The 14,927-nt window shown below is 57.3% G+C and carries 16 protein-coding genes; 7 read left to right on the top strand and 9 right to left on the bottom strand.

Features of this window, described 5'->3' with window-relative positions; all coding sequences use genetic code 11:
- Window positions 1-29: 29 nt before the first annotated feature.
- Together rpmF and AC07ED_RS07610 are read right to left on the bottom strand one after the other, a co-directional pair.
- Complete coding sequence (rpmF, locus tag AC07ED_RS07615; RefSeq protein WP_067548783.1) at window positions 30-236, bottom strand: 50S ribosomal protein L32; 207 nt, start codon at window positions 234-236, stop codon at window positions 30-32.
- 163 nt (window positions 237-399) lie between these two features.
- Window positions 400-951: a YceD family protein gene (locus AC07ED_RS07610; protein WP_105235257.1), complete on the bottom strand. Its 552-nt coding sequence runs from the start codon at window positions 949-951 to the stop codon at window positions 400-402.
- Between the two features lie 81 nt (window positions 952-1,032).
- Here AC07ED_RS07610 and AC07ED_RS07605 point away from each other — a divergent pair, with 81 nt between their 5' ends.
- From AC07ED_RS07605 to kdsA, 3 genes are all read left to right on the top strand, one after another.
- On the top strand, window positions 1,033-1,506 hold the full coding sequence (locus tag AC07ED_RS07605; protein ID WP_105235256.1) for an outer membrane protein assembly factor BamE: 474 nt from the start codon (window positions 1,033-1,035) through the stop codon (window positions 1,504-1,506).
- A 69-nt stretch (window positions 1,507-1,575) separates the two neighbouring features.
- The gene (locus tag AC07ED_RS07600; protein ID WP_478242045.1) at window positions 1,576-2,346 is read left to right on the top strand and encodes a GNAT family N-acetyltransferase; all 771 of its coding nucleotides are present in this window, start codon (window positions 1,576-1,578) and stop codon (window positions 2,344-2,346) included.
- Window positions 2,347-2,456: 110 nt separating this feature from the next.
- The gene (kdsA, locus tag AC07ED_RS07595; protein ID WP_105235254.1) at window positions 2,457-3,275 is read left to right on the top strand and encodes a 3-deoxy-8-phosphooctulonate synthase; all 819 of its coding nucleotides are present in this window, start codon (window positions 2,457-2,459) and stop codon (window positions 3,273-3,275) included.
- Window positions 3,276-3,332: 57 nt separating this feature from the next.
- Here the strand turns inward: kdsA and AC07ED_RS07590 are convergent, their stop codons facing one another.
- The 6 genes from AC07ED_RS07590 to cysG all read right to left on the bottom strand — a co-directional run bounded on the left by AC07ED_RS07590 (window position 3,333) and on the right by cysG (window position 8,761).
- Entirely contained in the window at window positions 3,333-4,190 is an 858-nt protein-coding gene (locus AC07ED_RS07590) for a ferredoxin--NADP reductase (RefSeq protein WP_105236362.1), read from the bottom strand.
- Between the two features lie 68 nt (window positions 4,191-4,258).
- Window positions 4,259-4,660 carry a DUF934 domain-containing protein gene (locus AC07ED_RS07585; protein ID WP_105235253.1) on the bottom strand — a complete coding sequence of 134 codons (402 nt, stop codon included), beginning with the start codon at window positions 4,658-4,660 and terminating at the stop codon, window positions 4,259-4,261.
- Between the two features lie 10 nt (window positions 4,661-4,670).
- Window positions 4,671-5,405: a phosphoadenylyl-sulfate reductase gene (locus tag AC07ED_RS07580; protein WP_105235252.1), complete on the bottom strand. Its 735-nt coding sequence runs from the start codon at window positions 5,403-5,405 to the stop codon at window positions 4,671-4,673.
- Window positions 5,392-7,062 carry a nitrite/sulfite reductase gene (locus tag AC07ED_RS07575; RefSeq protein ID WP_105235251.1) on the bottom strand — a complete coding sequence of 557 codons (1,671 nt, stop codon included), beginning with the start codon at window positions 7,060-7,062 and terminating at the stop codon, window positions 5,392-5,394. Before AC07ED_RS07575 ends, AC07ED_RS07580 begins: the two co-directional genes overlap by 14 nt.
- Complete coding sequence (locus tag AC07ED_RS07570; protein ID WP_105235250.1) at window positions 7,062-7,364, bottom strand: DUF2849 domain-containing protein; 303 nt, start codon at window positions 7,362-7,364, stop codon at window positions 7,062-7,064. The genes AC07ED_RS07575 and AC07ED_RS07570 overlap by 1 nt, the downstream gene beginning before the upstream one ends.
- Window positions 7,361-8,761: a siroheme synthase CysG gene (gene cysG, locus AC07ED_RS07565; RefSeq protein WP_105235249.1), complete on the bottom strand. Its 1,401-nt coding sequence runs from the start codon at window positions 8,759-8,761 to the stop codon at window positions 7,361-7,363. The genes AC07ED_RS07570 and cysG overlap by 4 nt, the downstream gene beginning before the upstream one ends.
- Before the next feature lie 134 nt (window positions 8,762-8,895).
- Between cysG and AC07ED_RS07560 the strand changes: the two genes are divergently transcribed.
- Window positions 8,896-9,357, top strand: a complete 462-nt coding sequence (locus tag AC07ED_RS07560) for an Lrp/AsnC family transcriptional regulator (protein WP_105235248.1) — start codon at window positions 8,896-8,898, stop codon at window positions 9,355-9,357.
- Here the strand turns inward: AC07ED_RS07560 and AC07ED_RS07555 are convergent.
- Complete coding sequence (locus tag AC07ED_RS07555) at window positions 9,329-10,510, bottom strand: cytochrome P450 (RefSeq protein WP_105235247.1); 1,182 nt, start codon at window positions 10,508-10,510, stop codon at window positions 9,329-9,331. The two genes, AC07ED_RS07560 and AC07ED_RS07555, sit on opposite strands and share 29 nt — an antisense overlap.
- Window positions 10,511-10,601: 91 nt before the next feature.
- Between AC07ED_RS07555 and AC07ED_RS07550 the strand changes: the two genes are divergently transcribed.
- The 3 genes from AC07ED_RS07550 (at window position 10,602) to AC07ED_RS07540 (ending at window position 14,849) form a co-directional block, all read left to right on the top strand.
- The gene (locus AC07ED_RS07550) at window positions 10,602-12,329 is read left to right on the top strand and encodes an ATP-binding protein (RefSeq protein ID WP_245918053.1); all 1,728 of its coding nucleotides are present in this window, start codon (window positions 10,602-10,604) and stop codon (window positions 12,327-12,329) included.
- Window positions 12,326-13,561, top strand: coding sequence for a sigma-54-dependent transcriptional regulator (locus AC07ED_RS07545; protein WP_105235245.1), 1,236 nt, complete (start codon window positions 12,326-12,328; stop codon window positions 13,559-13,561). Before AC07ED_RS07550 ends, AC07ED_RS07545 begins: the two co-directional genes overlap by 4 nt.
- Before the next feature lie 271 nt (window positions 13,562-13,832).
- Window positions 13,833-14,849 carry a DctP family TRAP transporter solute-binding subunit gene (locus tag AC07ED_RS07540; RefSeq protein WP_105235244.1) on the top strand — a complete coding sequence of 339 codons (1,017 nt, stop codon included), beginning with the start codon at window positions 13,833-13,835 and terminating at the stop codon, window positions 14,847-14,849.
- Window positions 14,850-14,927: the final 78 nt, after the last annotated feature.

Genomic DNA, 14,927 nt, shown 5'->3' with positions numbered 1-14,927 from the left:
GTCAATTCCCCACCCGTAATGGCAAGCCCTTAGGCTGCGTCTTCGTCCAGATCGACGTCGTTCGCTTGAGCGATGACTTCGCGGTCAGCGTACGAGCCACAGGACGGGCATACGTGGTGCGGACGGCGCAGTTCGCCACAGGACGGGCATTCGTTCGGGTTTGCTGCAACCAGAGCGTCGTGTGCACGGCGCATGTTGCGGCGCGATTTGGAGACTTTGTTCTGCTGAACGGCCATGTCTCTACCTATTATCTAAGGGGCACAGGGCCCGTTGTTTCGTTATCTCGGTGAAGTTCGTGGGCGTCATAGTAGATATGACGCGGCCTGTCGACCCTCGTTCGAAAGAGGTCGCGAACATACTGCGAATCCGCAAATGTTCAACCCCATTTGATGAGGGGGCTTATGCGCCAGATTCGTCCTTCTTTTCAAGCGCATCTTTTAGCGAAGATAGACCTGCGAACGGACGGGTGTCTTCGTCGCGCATTGGGGCCACACCTGGCTCTGTGAAAATAGCTTCGCCCAGCTCTGCGCCATCGGCCCGCGGGAAGTCGGGCAGGGCGAGCGCGAGCGCTTCGGTCATGACATCAACGAGGTTCAGTGTGGCTGGAAGTTCCTCAACAGTGTCATCTTCGGGCATCTCGACCTCACCGATCAGCGGATCTTCGATGTCGCTGAGGTAGGTGCGTTTGATCTTTTGGTCGATCCGAGTGGTCACAGGTTCGAGAGTGATCACGCAATCCTGAACGACCGTCGCGCCCAGATCAGCGAACAAAACCCAGTCGTGTTTGCCCTCGGCGCGGATCAATCCGTTGAACCGCAGCTTACGAATAGCAGGGATTCCTAGGCTTTCGGCGATTTCCGCACGCTGCGCGGCATCGGGTTCAATCGCAAAGGTCGTATCGGCGCGATTGGGAAGATCGGCGAACCGTAATGTGGTCTTAGAGGTCTCCATGGCGCTTCAATCCTTGAACTTCGGGTCTGTGGTGATGTAAGCGGATTAAAAGGCTCGGGCAGGCGATACAAGGGGGCAGGTATGTTCAAATCAGGTCGCATCATCCGCAAAGGTGTTTTCGTGGTCGCTACTGTGGCTGCGGTCGCCGGTCTGTCGGGCTGTGTTGAGCGGGTCGCCAATCACGGCTTTGCACCCAAGGCAGAGGCCATCGCCACGGTCACTCTTGGCAGCGACACCCGCGAATCTGTCATTGAAAAGCTGGGCCGCCCGACGATGGGTGGCGTGCTCGAGGATGGCGGGCTCTATTACGTGTCCTACCAAATGCGCCACTACGGTGCGATGCCCCCCAAAGAAATCGACCGCACGGTCGTTGCTGTGACATTTGACACAGGTGGGATTGCGCGCAACATCGAAACCTTTGGCCTCAACGATGGTCAGGTGGTGTCGCTGTCGCGCCGTGTGACCGACGACAATCTGCGTGACAACGTATTCCTGCGTCAGCTGCTCGGCTCGATCGGTCGCTTCAACGCTGCCGATATCTTTGGCTCCGATTAAAATCGCATTGCGGCTTTACCGTTCAGGATCAATATACCTGTTACATCCCGCGCCTATGGTGGCGGGAGCATGAGTGCAGAGGGTGATCCCATGCGGGTGATGTTGCGTAAGGGTCGCTATGCGGCTCGACTTGCAGAAACTGATCAAGACCTGAAGGCCGCGCAGCGCCTGCGCTATGCTTGTTTTATCGCAGACGGTGGGCAGGACGACGGGATTGAAGCCGATGATTTCGACGCCCGCTGCCAGCATATGCTGGTCGAGGATACCCGCACAGGCGAACTGGTCTGCTGTTTCCGCCTCATGCCGCTCTCTGGTGGTGCTGAGATCGGGCAGAGTTATTCCGCACAATATTATGAACTCTCCGCGCTCAAGGCCTTTGATGGGCCGATGGTCGAGATGGGGCGGTTCTGTATCCACCCCGACCACAAAGACCCCGACATTCTGCGGGTCGCATGGGGTGCCATGACCCGCTTTGTCGATGACAATGGGGTCGAGATGCTATTCGGCTGTTCGTCCTTCTGGGGCACGGAGGCTGAGGCTTATCTAGATGCCTTTGATATGCTCGCCGAAAAGCACCTCGCGCCGATGCGGTGGTTGCCCAAGGTCAAAGCGCCCAAGGTGATCCGTTTCGCGGCAGAACGTCTGCGTAGGCCCCTCGACCGCAAACGGGCGATGTTAGGGATGCCACCGTTGCTCAAGACCTATCTGCTGATGGGCGGCTGGGTGAGCGATCACGCAGTGGTCGATAATAACCTGAATACGCTGCATGTTTTCACCGGCCTCGAAATCCGCGCGATCCCGCCCGCACGGGCAAAGGCACTACGGATGGTGGCCGGGTAAGGGGGCTCTGCCCCCAAACCCCCGGGATATTTGCGGCACAAAGGCAGGGGCGATGGACCTAAGCGCGATGCGTGGTTATATCGGGGCTAAGTCGAGCCAAGGAGAGCCCCATGCATCGCGTTACAATCAGAAATGTAGAAGTTGCCAATGATCTGCCGTTCGCGCTGATCGCGGGGCCGTGCCAGCTCGAAAGCCTTGATCATGCACGTATGTTGGCTGAAAAAATTGCTGAGGCTTGTGCGGCGACGGGCACGGGGTTTGTGTTCAAGGGGTCTTATGACAAGGCCAACCGTTCGTCGCTGGGTGGAAAGCGCGGGATTGGCGCAGAAGCGGGGCTGACGATCCTTTCGAAAATTCGCGACGAATTCGGCTGCCCTGTGATCACCGACGTGCATGAAACGCACCATTGCACGATGGCGGCTGAGTTCGTCGATATCCTGCAAATCCCAGCATTTCTTTGCCGTCAAACAGACCTTTTGTTGGCTGCAGGTGAGACGGGCAAGGCGATCAACGTAAAGAAGGGTCAGTTCCTTGCGCCTTGGGACATGAAGAACGTCGCGGCCAAGATTGAGAGCACGGGCAACACCAACATCATGCTCTGCGAGCGTGGCACGTCGTTCGGCTACAACACACTCGTCAGCGATTTCCGTGGCCTGCCGACGATGGCCGAGACGGGCTATCCTGTCGTATTTGATGCGACCCATTCGGTGCAGCAGCCCGGCGGTAATGGCAATTCCTCGGGCGGTGATCGTCGTATGGTGCCACCATTGGCACGCGCTGCGGTTGCGGTTGGCTGTGCCGCCTTGTTCATTGAGACGCACGAAGATCCCGACAATGCGCCGTCTGATGGACCGAACATGGTGCCGATCGAACAGTTGCAGGGGCTATTGGCGCAGCTACGCGGGCTGGACAATGTGATGAAGGGCTAAGGCCTGAAACTAATAAAGCCCGCCAATTGGCGGGCTTTTGTTTTAGGTTCGATCCGATCAATCGAGGAAGGCTTTTTCAACCACGTAATGCTGTGGGTTCGAATTCGCGCCCTCAACCAGACCATAGCCCTCGAGCATGTCTTTGATCTCGAGGTTAAAGGCGAGGTTACCACAGACCATCGCGCGGTCGTCGTTCGGGTTGATCTGCGGCACGCCGAGATCCTCAAACGCTTCGCCCTTGCGCATCAGGTCGGTGATGCGGCCCATTTTCGGGCTCTCTTCGCGAGTGGTGGTCGGGTAGTACTTGATTTTTTTCCAGAAGCCGTCACCGATCACCTCGTTCAACAACTCGTCGGTTTTCAGGCTTTCGATCAGGTCGTGACCATATTTCAGTTCGCCCACTTCGCGGCAGGTGTGGGTGATGATGACCTCATCGTAGTCTTCGTAGGTTTGTGGTTCACGCAAGAGCGACGCGAACGGCGCAAAGCCGGTGCCAGTCGCAAAGAACCAAATCCGTTTGCCGGGCAGAAGCGCATCATGCACCAGTGTGCCAACAGGTTTCGGACGCAAAATCACTTCATCACCGACTTTGATGTGTTGAAGCTTCGAGGTCAGCGGGCCGTCTTGAACCTTGATCGAATAGAACTCCAACTCTTCGTCCCACGACGGCGAGGCGATGGAATACGCGCGCAACAGCGGTTTTTGTTTGCCCGTTGCAGGATCAGGATCACCCATAAGGCCGATCATCACAAACTCGCCCGAACGGAACCGCATCGACGCAGGACGGGTGCAGCGGAACGAAAACAGGCGGTCGGTGTAGTGCTTTACCTCCGTGACGACTTGAGCGTCAGGCAGGTGTGGCTTTGCAGCGGCTTCTTTCACGGGGGCGTCTTTCACGAGTGTCTGTTCGGTCATATCTGTCATATGGGCGGCTTAAAGCCCAATCCATCATTAAACTTTGATCTGTGTCAGGAAAGGGCAATTCAGCCCCGCATACGCGCCTGATAATCGTTTGCTTGCCAATTTGCACGTGTCAGCCACAGGTTTTCAGGCTGACGTGCGGCCAATTCGTCACTGATCGCGACCTCGTCAAAGCCCGAACGGCGGGCCATGGCATATTGTTCGCAGATCACGTGCCCTTGGGCGCGGAGGCGGCCTTTGAACCCGAGGCGGCGCAGTTGTGCCGCAAGGGTGAACCCGCGACCGTCCGCAAAGGACGGGAATTCGACCGCGATCACCGAGGCAGAGAGCGCCTTGGGCAAATCTGCAGGATTGGTGTTCGACGGGATCATGATCGCGGTTTCACCCGCTGCTTCTCCCAATGCGGTGAACGGTGCGTTGTGGTCATCGGCGGCAAAGCCGGTATCGGTGACGATTACAGTCATGTCAGTCTCCTTAGGCGGCTTGGCCGTTGCGCACGACCTTGCCATCTACGATGTGGATGCCACATTCGGTTTTGTTCGAGTTGCGCCAGCGACCAGCGCGCGGGTCTTCGCCTTCTTTCACAGGGCTGGTGCAGGGGGCGCAACCGATGGACGGATAGCCTTGGGCGACCAGCGGGTGACGCGGCAGACGGTTTTCGGTCATATAGTCCTGCAGATCGTTCATATCCCAATGGCAGAGCGGGTTGATCTTGATCCTGTGATCGTCCTCGTTCTCAAAGAACTCGAGCGCAGCGCGGGTCGTGCCCTGATACCGTTTCCGACCTGTAATCCATGCGTCATAGCCCTTGAGCGCGTCTTGCAATGGCTGGGTTTTGCGCAGGTTACAGCAGGCATCAGTGTTGAACTGATGCAGCGTGCCATCAGGGTCTTCAATCCGCTTTGCCTTATCCGCCGCACGAATGATCTGAAGGTTTTTCAGGTTCAAACGTTCTGTCAGTTCCTGCTGATAAGCCAGCGTTTCGGCAAAAAGCATTTCGGTATCGATAAACAACACGGGTGTTGTGTTATCGATGACGGACACGAGGTGCAAAAGCACGACGGACTCTGCCCCAAAGGACGACACCATCGCCGTTTTACCGACTTGAGCGTCCTTTAGCGCGTGTTCGAGAACCGCAGTTGCACTGTGGTGTTTGTAGCGGGCATTCAGAGCGTCAACCCGTTGTTGGACGGGTTCACTCAGCGGCATGGGCTGCGGCCTCCTCGTAGAGTGCGGCTTTGAACGGCTCTAGGCCGAGGCGCTTATAGGCGTCGAGGAACGTCTCAGCAGGCGATTGGCGCAGGGCGAGGTAAGCCATAACGATCCGTTCAATTGCGTTGGTGATCTCCTCAGCCGCAAAGCCGGGGCCCGTTTTATCGCCGATGACCGCGTCTTGGGTGCCGTCACCGCCAAGTGTGATCTGGTAGTTTTCAACCCCAGCGCGATCAAGGCCAAGAATACCGATGTGGCCCACGTGGTGGTGACCACATGCGTTGATGCAGCCCGAGATTTTGATCTTGAGCGGACCAATGTCATGTTCCAACTTCAGGTCGTCAAAACGCTGCGCGATTTCCTGTGCGATCGGGATCGAACGTGCGGTCGCAAGGGCGCAATAGTCCATGCCGGGGCAAGCGATGATGTCAGAGATCAGGCCAACGTTCGCGGTTGCCAGATCAGCAACCTTTAGCGCGTCATAGATCGCGGGCAGGTCGGCCTTGTGAACGTGAGGCAGAACAACGTTTTGTTCATGGCTGATGCGCAGTTCGTCGTGACCATAGGCCTCGGCGAGGTCGGCCATCGCCCGCATCTGGTCAGCGGTCGCATCACCCGGAGTTGCCCCGTGCTTTTTCACCGAAATGGTGACGATGGCATAGTCATCTGCCTTGTGTTCGCTCAGGTTCGTGTCGACCCAAGACCGGAACGCAGGGTCCGTCGCGTAGCGTGCGTCGAATACACCTTTAGATTTAGTTGAGTATTCGGGTTCTTGGAAAAATTGTTCGATTTCTGCAAGAATTTCCTGATCGACACCCGTAAATCCTGCCCGAATTTGTTCGAAACGTTCATCCGTAAGTTGAGTGAATTCTTCCAAGCCGTTCTCGAACACGGTGATTTTGATCCGTGCTTTATACTTGTTGTCGCGACGACCCAGCAGGTTCCAAACGGACACGACGGCCTCAACATAAGGCAGCAGGTCTTCTTTAGGGAGGAAGTCACGAATAACCTTACCGATCATCGGGGTACGGCCCAAACCACCGCCGACGATGATCTGATAACCGATCTCGCCTGCAGCATTACGGACGATGCGGATGCCGATATCGTGCGCTTTGGTCACGGCGCGGTCTTGTTCGCCGCCAGAGACAGCGATCTTGAACTTACGAGGCAGAAACTGGAACTCTGGGTGGTCGGTGGACCACTGACGCAGCAGTTCAGCCACAGGACGCGGGTCCGCAACTTCATCGGCGGCAGCACCAGCAAAGTGGTCAGCCGTCACGTTGCGGATCGTGTTGCCCGAGGTTTGCAGCGCGTGCATTTCCACATCGGCCAATGCCTCGAGGATATCAGGCACGTCCTGCAGTTTCGGCCAGTTGAATTGGATGTTCTGACGGGTGGTGAAGTGGCCGTAGCCCTTGTCCCACTTTTCCGCAATCATTGCGAGCTGGCGCATTTGACGGCTGTTGAGCGTACCGTAGGGGATCGCAACGCGCAGCATGTAGGCGTGCAGCTGCAGATACAGGCCGTTCATCAGGCGGAGCGGACGGAATTCGTCTTCGGTCAGTTGACCTTCAATGCGGCGTTCCACCTGATCGCGGAATTGCGCAACGCGAGAGCGGACAAAGGCTTCGTCAAAGTCGTTATACTTATACATTAGTTCAGCTCCACCTGTTTGCCGTGGGCATAGTTGGACGGGCCACGGGTGCGGAATTCTTCGCGGAAATGGGTCGGTTCGGGGCCGTTCGGGCCAGCCTTTGCATCTGCGAGGTACGGACCGACGACGATGTTTGCTTGACCGTTGGCAAAGAGGATGCGGATGTCAGCGTGGGCTTCGTCCTCAATAAGCTCAGCATCAAGCATCGACTTCGACCAGCGGTCGTCGGCGGTCAGCCAGACAGCATCCCCATCAAGGAGAAGGTTTGCGGTAATCACTTTTGGGGTAAAGCGGCGGCTCATTGTGCGGCCTCCTTTTGCGGTAGAGAGCGGGCGACCTGAACCGCGTGACGCGGCGCAAGTCCATAAAAGGTGAGGGCAGGGCCAGTGAGGCCAGAGGTCGACATCGTCGGCTCTAGCTCGGCCAAGGTTGTGGCGATCACTCGGCTTTCAGGACGAGAGACATTTTCGATGATGGTCACAGGCGTGTCAGCCGACGCGCCGTGCATCAACAGACGGCCCTGAACGAAACGCGCAGCGCGTTTGCCCATGTAGATCGCGGCGACTTCACCGTCGCGGGCTAGACCACGCCAGTCCTGCTCGGCAAAGCCTTTCATATCGTGACCCGTCAGCAGACGAACCGATCCATTGCGGCCGCGTTTCGTCAGGCTCTGCCCGATTTGCGCAACGGCAGCAGAGGCCGCAGTGATGCCCGGCACGATGCGGTAACTGATCCCAGCCGCCTCAATCGCTTCGATTTCTTCGTCCAAACGGCCAAAGACAGTTGGATCACCCGATTTGAGGCGCACAACATGGTGGCCATCTTTCGCATGCTCAACGATCAGATCGTTAATGTCGTCCTGAGAGGTCGAAACACCGAAACCCTCTTTACCCACATCGACCATAATCGCCTCACGGCGGGCCAGTTCGAGGATTTCAGGCGCAACCAAACGGTCGTAGATTACAACATCGGCCTCATCCAGCGCTTTACGAGCCTTCAAAGTCAGTAATTCTGGATCACCTGGACCCGCGCCAACGAGGTCAACATGACCTTTGCGGGTCTTTGCCATCACATGATGATCGAGCGTGGCCTCAAGCGCCGACTGCGCACCAGCTTCACCGTCTGTCTCAACAGCCTTGGGGCCCGTGTTGAAATAGTAGTCCGCCCAGAAATCGCGACGCTTGCGGCCCATTGGCAGAATGTCCACCGCATGACGGAACGCCTTACCCACCCGTGCCAAAAGACCAAGGTTGGATGGCAAACGCGCCTCAAGGTCCGCCTTAATCGCGCGCGCCAAAACAGGGGCTGCGCCCTCGGTGCCGATTGCAATCGTTACAGGATCACGGTCAACAATCGCGGGCGTGATAAAGTCCGATCCATGCAAATCGTCCACGATATTAACGATCGCACCCTCGCTGCGGGCAATACGTGCGACACGGGCGTCTTCGACTGCATCTTCGTTCGCCGCATAAACCAACCGTGCGCAGAGCGTATCGCCGTAATCGAACGCCCTCTGAACCAGCGAGAGGCGACCCTCAGCCGCCATACGCAGAAGGTCAGGATGCGGGGCATCTGCGAAAACAGTGATCTTGCCCTCAGTCTTGAGCAAGAGACGCAATTTCGCCAGTGCCGCCTCGCCACCACCTGTCAGGACGATGCGGCGGTGGGTCACCGATAGGAAGATTGGAAAGTGCTGCATGGGACGCTCCGGTTTCTACACGGATATATAGAATAATATCCCCCTTTTTGCCTATTGCGTCCGATGAATAAGGACGTATGTTCGCCCTGTGCGTCCAGTGATGACGTTTGTTCCAATCCAGCGGGGAATACAGAATGGCGTTTCGGTTAGACGATATGGATCGGAAAATCCTCAAGGAGCTTCAGGCCGACGCGGCGCAGTCGCTCGACGATATTGCCCGCAATGTTGGGTCCTCAAAGACGCCTGTTTGGAATCGTATCCGCAAGATGAAAGAGGCCAATATCATTGGTCGTCAGACGGTGTTTCTGGATGCAGAGGCTCTTGGGTTCGAGGCATGTTTCTTTGTCCTGATCCGCACCAGCGAACACGAGGCCGATTGGCAGCGCAAATTCCTCGCCGCGTTGCAGGCCCGCCCCGAGGTTCAAGAGGCGCACCGCCTTGCAGGGGATATTGACTACATCCTGAAGGTCCGCGTGAAAAACGCCCGTGCTTATGACGAATTTTATCAGGCTCTGATTTCGGAGGTGCGCATCCACAACGTGACCGCGCTCTTGTCGATGGAAGAGATCAAGTCGACGCTTGAGCTGCCGTTGTAACCATCAACCGATCTAGCCCGTGGAAATGATAGAGATCCGCATAGGTCGCGGGCTCTGTCATCCGTAGGTCGGGGCAGCGGGTGAATAGCGCATCAAGGGCGAGGTGAACTTCCATCCTTGCGAGTGGCGCGCCAACACAGAAATGGATGCCGCCGCCAAAGCTGGCATTCACGGGGCCGCTGCGATCAGCTTGGAACGTATTGGGTTCAGAGTACGCTGCAGGATCGCGGTTCGCGCTCGCCAACAGACAACCCACCTCATCCCCGCGTTTGAAGTCATGTCCAAAGAGCGTCACGTCCTCATAGACCCAACGCATGAACATATGGAGCGGCGGATCAAAGCGCAGGATTTCCTCGGCGGTTGCAGGTGTCACGTCAGGTTTGCCGTTTTCAATCAGTGCCTTGATGCCGTTTCCTAACGTGTGAACCGTAGCCTCATGCCCCGCGTTCAACAGCACCATCACAGTCGCGATCAATTCGTCCGAGGTTAGCTTTTCCCCCTCGGCCTCTGCTGCGATGAGATCGGACAGAAGGTCGGATTTCGGGGCCTTCCGTCGGGCCGCGATATAATCAGTCAGGAAGGCGCGGAATTCGAGCGTTGCAGCGACAGCGGCCGCTTCAATCGCGGGGGTGCGGCGGGCCTGATACATCGCGACCATATCGTTCGACCACCGCAACAGGTCAGAGGCGCGATCCTCTGGCACGCCGAGCAATCGGCAGATCACGATCACAGGGATGGGTCGCGTAAAGGCGTCGATGATGTCAAACGGCCCGTCAGGGAACTGATCGATCAAATCGTTCGCCAATTCACTGATCATCGGCCCCAACGACGCGATCCCACGCGACGTAAACGCCCTTATCACCAGTGCCCTCAGCTTTGTATGCCGTGGCGGTTCTAGTTCTAGTATCGAATGCGCTTCAATGTCGTAGAAGGGGCGTAGGTGGTCAGGAATGGCGCGGGCGAATTCGGCGGGTGCCTCGCGGCCAAACCGTCGATCCTTGAGGATCGTCGTCACGGCCTTGTGGGATGTCGCGCACACTTTATCGTAGTCGGACCAATAGACCAAATCGCCAGCAGCACGCATCTGATCGTAAAGCGGGTAAGGGTTTTGGACAAAATCGGGGTCAGTCGGGGATTGGTCGAAACGTTGCATGGTGCAACTTTGACGATCCTCTCTGGTCAAGACAAGCGGGATTTTCTACTCTGCCCCAATCCGTTCGAGCCTCTCTCACCGTCTAATCGCCGTGGCCCTGTTTTCAGGGTTTTTGGGTGTATTGACGGGCGCTGTGTGGTGGTGGGGCTACGGCGCGGCCTTGGATCAATTGGCGCGACGGGGGCGGTCGGATTTGGCCTTAGCGGCAGATCGATTGACCAGCGAATTACAGAGTTTTCGTGAACTCGCGGCTCTCGTGTCAGATCATCCTGTGGTCGGCGTCGCCTTGGCAGGATGGGACGCGAAATCCACATTGGCGCAGATTGCGGATAAAACGGGTGCGCTCGATGTGACGGTGTCGAACACGGCCGGCGACGTTCTGGCCAGCGCCCGTGGGATCGCTGCGCCGCAGGTCGACCGCTATGGGTTCAAACGTGCGATGAGCGGCGCACTGGGCGTTGATCACTATTTCAGCGAACCCTTCGGGCGGCGCGTGTTCACCTTTACCTCGCCCGTGTTCAGTCCCGAAGGCCCCGTTGTGGGCGCAGTGACCGTCACCGTCGACGTTGAGGCGATCGAGGCCTCGTGGCGCGGGGATCGTCCTGCGGTTCTGTTCACCGATGAATTGGACGTTGTCTTTGTGTCGAACCGTTCCGAGTTGGTGTTCCGTTCGCGATCGAATGACATTACCGCTGTGGCTGACAGCGACGACTACCGCGCCGACGACATCGCGCCGTTCTTTGACTACGACAGCAGGATGCGCGGCCCGCATGATATCTGGTCAATCGACGGTGGGCGTTACCTCCCGAATGAAGCGCTGCATCTGACGCTCAGCATGCCAACCGTTGGTTTGACAGGGGAGGCACTGCTGGACGTGGCCCCTGCACGACAAATCGCAGGGCTTCAGGCGGCTGTCGCGGCGGCGTTGTCTCTTGCGTTTGGCGCGATGCTGTTTCTGGCGACCGAACGACGGCGGACTTTGGCGCGGGCGAACCAATTGCTTGAGGCGCGGGTGAAACGGCGCACATCAGAGCTAGAGGCTGTTGCCGTGAACCTCCGTCGTGAGGTGGCCGAACGGACCGCTGCTGAGGCGCGTTTGAAAAAGGCGCAGGATGATCTGGTGCAGGCGGGCAAGCTTTCGGCCTTGGGGCAAATGTCGGCTGGCATCAGTCATGAACTGAACCAACCGCTTATGGCGATCCGATCCTTTGCTGAAAACGCCGAGGCGTTTCTGGAACGGGGAAACCCTGAACGGGCCGCCGAAAACCTGAACCGCATTTCCGAACTTGTCCGCCGTATGGGACGCATCATTCGCAATCTGCGGGCCTTCTCTCGTCAAGAGAGCGAACCGCTCACCGATGTTGAGGTTGGCGCCGCGATTGAAGCCGCGATGGAGATGGCCGCGACCAAAGCGCGTCAGGAAGGCGCTGTTCTGCACTGGGACAAAACCGAGGCTCCGATTTGGGTCAGGGCAGGGGAAGTGCGCTTGCAACAGGTGGTTCTGAACCTCATTTCGAACGCCATCGACGCGATGGAAGGGCAAGACGAAAAGGCTGTGCATATCGACGTCATTGCAGGGGACCGTGTGACGGTGTCGGTACGTGACACAGGGCCAGGGATTGCGGAGCCTGAAAAAATCTTTGACCCGTTCTATTCGACCAAACAGGTGGGCGCCGCCGAAGGTATGGGCCTTGGCCTTTCGATTTCCTATGGTCTGGTGCAGAGTTTCGGCGGCGCGATCCGTGGTCGCAATCATCCCGATGGCGGTGCCATTTTCACCGTTGAATTAGACGCTACAAAAGGACGGGACGCAGCATGAGCGCGAGACATGTTCTCTTGGTCGATGATGACAAAGAAGTGCGCGAAGCACTGGGGCAGACGCTCGAACTAGCTGATCTGAAACCGATCCTTGCAGGGTCGTTCATCGAGGCCAAAGACCACATCGCGAAGTCGTTCAGCGGCGTCGTCGTCACCGATGTGCGGATGCCCGGTAAGGACGGGTTCCAGCTTTTGGAATTCGCGCAATCGGTCGATCGGGAACTGCCCGTGATCCTTTTGACGGGAGAGGCCGACGTGCCGATGGCGGTGCGCGGTATCTCTGGTGGGGCGTTCAGTTTTCTGGAAAAACCGTGTTCGCCCAAGGATTTGCTGGCCACTGTTGAACGTGCGCTAAAGACCCGAAACCTGATCTTGGAGAACCGTCGTCTCCGCCGTGAGGTTGAGACGGGCGATGCGGCGGCGCGGCTTTTGCGCGGGCAATCGGAACATTCACACAAAATGCGAGAGGCCGCTAGGGCGGTGGCACGGACGACTGCCGACGTGTTGATCACAGGCGAACCGGGGGTCGGGACGGCCAAGATGGCAGAGGTGGTGCACCTCTTGTCCGTTGGGTCAAACGCGCCGTTCCTGAAATTCTCTGCCGCCTCCATGACGGGGGAGACGCTGGCCGTCGCGCTGCGAGATGCGGCGGATGGGTCGATCTTTTTGGACGAGGTGTTGCGGTTGTCACCCGCCGCGCAATTTGCGCTCCTTGATGCGATGGAGGGGCATGATCGGCCTCGCATCATTGCGGGAACCTATGCCGACCTCGCCAAAGAGGCACAAGAGGGACGGTTTTCGCCCGACTTGTTCTACAGGTTGCAGGCGGCAACCATTCGTATTCCGCCGCTGCGGGAACGCCCCGAAGATATTCCAGTGCTCTTCCGTCACTACGTCGATATCGCCTGCGAACAATCTGACCTTCCCGTGCCCGAGATCACGCCTGATGTGATTTCGAAACTCATGGCGCAGGATTGGCCGGGCAATGCGCGGTCACTGATGAATGCGGCGATGCGTTTTGCGATGGGTTTGTCGGATGGCGAAGGGACACATACCGAAGAACTGGGGCTGGCAGAGCAAATGGCGCAGGTCGAACGGTCGTTAATCATCGCCGCGCTGACCCGTCATAATGGCAACGCGACCGTTGCGGCGAAGCATCTAAAACTGCCGCGCAAAACGTTCTACGACAAACTGGCAAAGCACGCGATAAAAGCAGAGCTTTACCGCGATTGATCACAAACTGATCTCTTTTTGGTGATTCACTCAGCGTTCGGGGTGTGCGGATTTCCGCACATCTGGCGCTAACAGTGTGTGTGGATTTCCGCCACTTTACATCTGCAGAATGGGTGTGTGCGAAAGTTGACTGCTGTCAACTTACTGTAAACAATAGGTTAATTTCGATGTATGCGCCCTGCGCAATATAGCCTTGCGTGGTGTGCCTAGCTGACGCTTCTTAATGCCACCCGCCCTTATTGGGCGTTCGAATATCCTTTGGGAGGAACAAATGAAATTCATGAAATACGCGGTATCTGCCGCTGCTTTGGCTGTTGCTGCAAACGCTGCTTACGCTGACCCGATGGGCTGTGACGAAGGCGAGATCGTCGTCAAATTTGCGCACGTGACCAACACCGACAAGCACCCCAAGGGGATCGCTGCGAGCCTGCTCCAGTCGCGTGTAAACGCTGAGATGGACGGCACGATGTGCGTCGAAGTTTACCCGAACTCGACCCTTTACAACGATGACCAAGTTCTCGAAGCAATGCTTCAGGGTGACGTTCAGCTCGCAGCACCGTCGCTGTCGAAGTTCGAAACCTTCACCAAGCAATTCCGCATCTTCGACCTTCCGTTCATGTTCGTGAACATCGAAGCTGTTGACGCGTTCCAGTCGTCTGACACTGGTCAGGCAATGCTCGACTCCATGCAGCGCCGCGGCCTGCAGGGTCTGGGCTTCTGGCACAACGGTCTGAAGCAGTTCTCGGCGAACGTTCCGCTGATCGCCCCAGAAGACGCAGCTGGCCTGAAATTCCGCGTTCAGACCTCGGACGTTCTGGTTGCTCAGATGGAGGCGCTGAACGCGTCGCCGCAGCCGATGGCATTCTCCGAAGTTTACGGCGCTCTGCAAACTGGCGTTGTTGACGGTCAAGAAAACACCTGGTCGAACGTTTACGGTCAGAAGTTCTTTGAAGTTCAGGACGGCACCACTGAAACCAACCACGGTGTTCTGGACTACCTCGTTGTGGCTTCGGTTGACTGGCTCGACAGCCTTGATCCGGCAACCCGTGATCAGTTCCTGACCATCTTCAATGAAGTGACCACCGAGCGTAACGCTGCTGTTGGCCAAGTCGACGCAGAAGCACGTCAGGCGATCCTCGATGCGGGCGGCGAAATCCGCGTTCTGACACCTGAACAACGTCAGGCTTGGGTTGATGCGATGCAGCCAGTTTGGGCGAAGTTCCTTGAGGACGTAGGTCAAGAAAACATCGACGCTGCACAGGCATTCAACGCACAGTTCGGCGGCTAATCTATCTGGGCTGGCTTTGGCTGGCCCAACTCTATCGGCGGGCGCTGCACTGGTGCCCGCCTTTTTTACATCCAATGG

This window comes from Aestuarium zhoushanense, assembly GCF_056431045.1.
The sequence above is the reverse complement of the archived record's forward strand: the minus strand, read 5'-3'. Positions and strand labels throughout refer to the sequence as shown.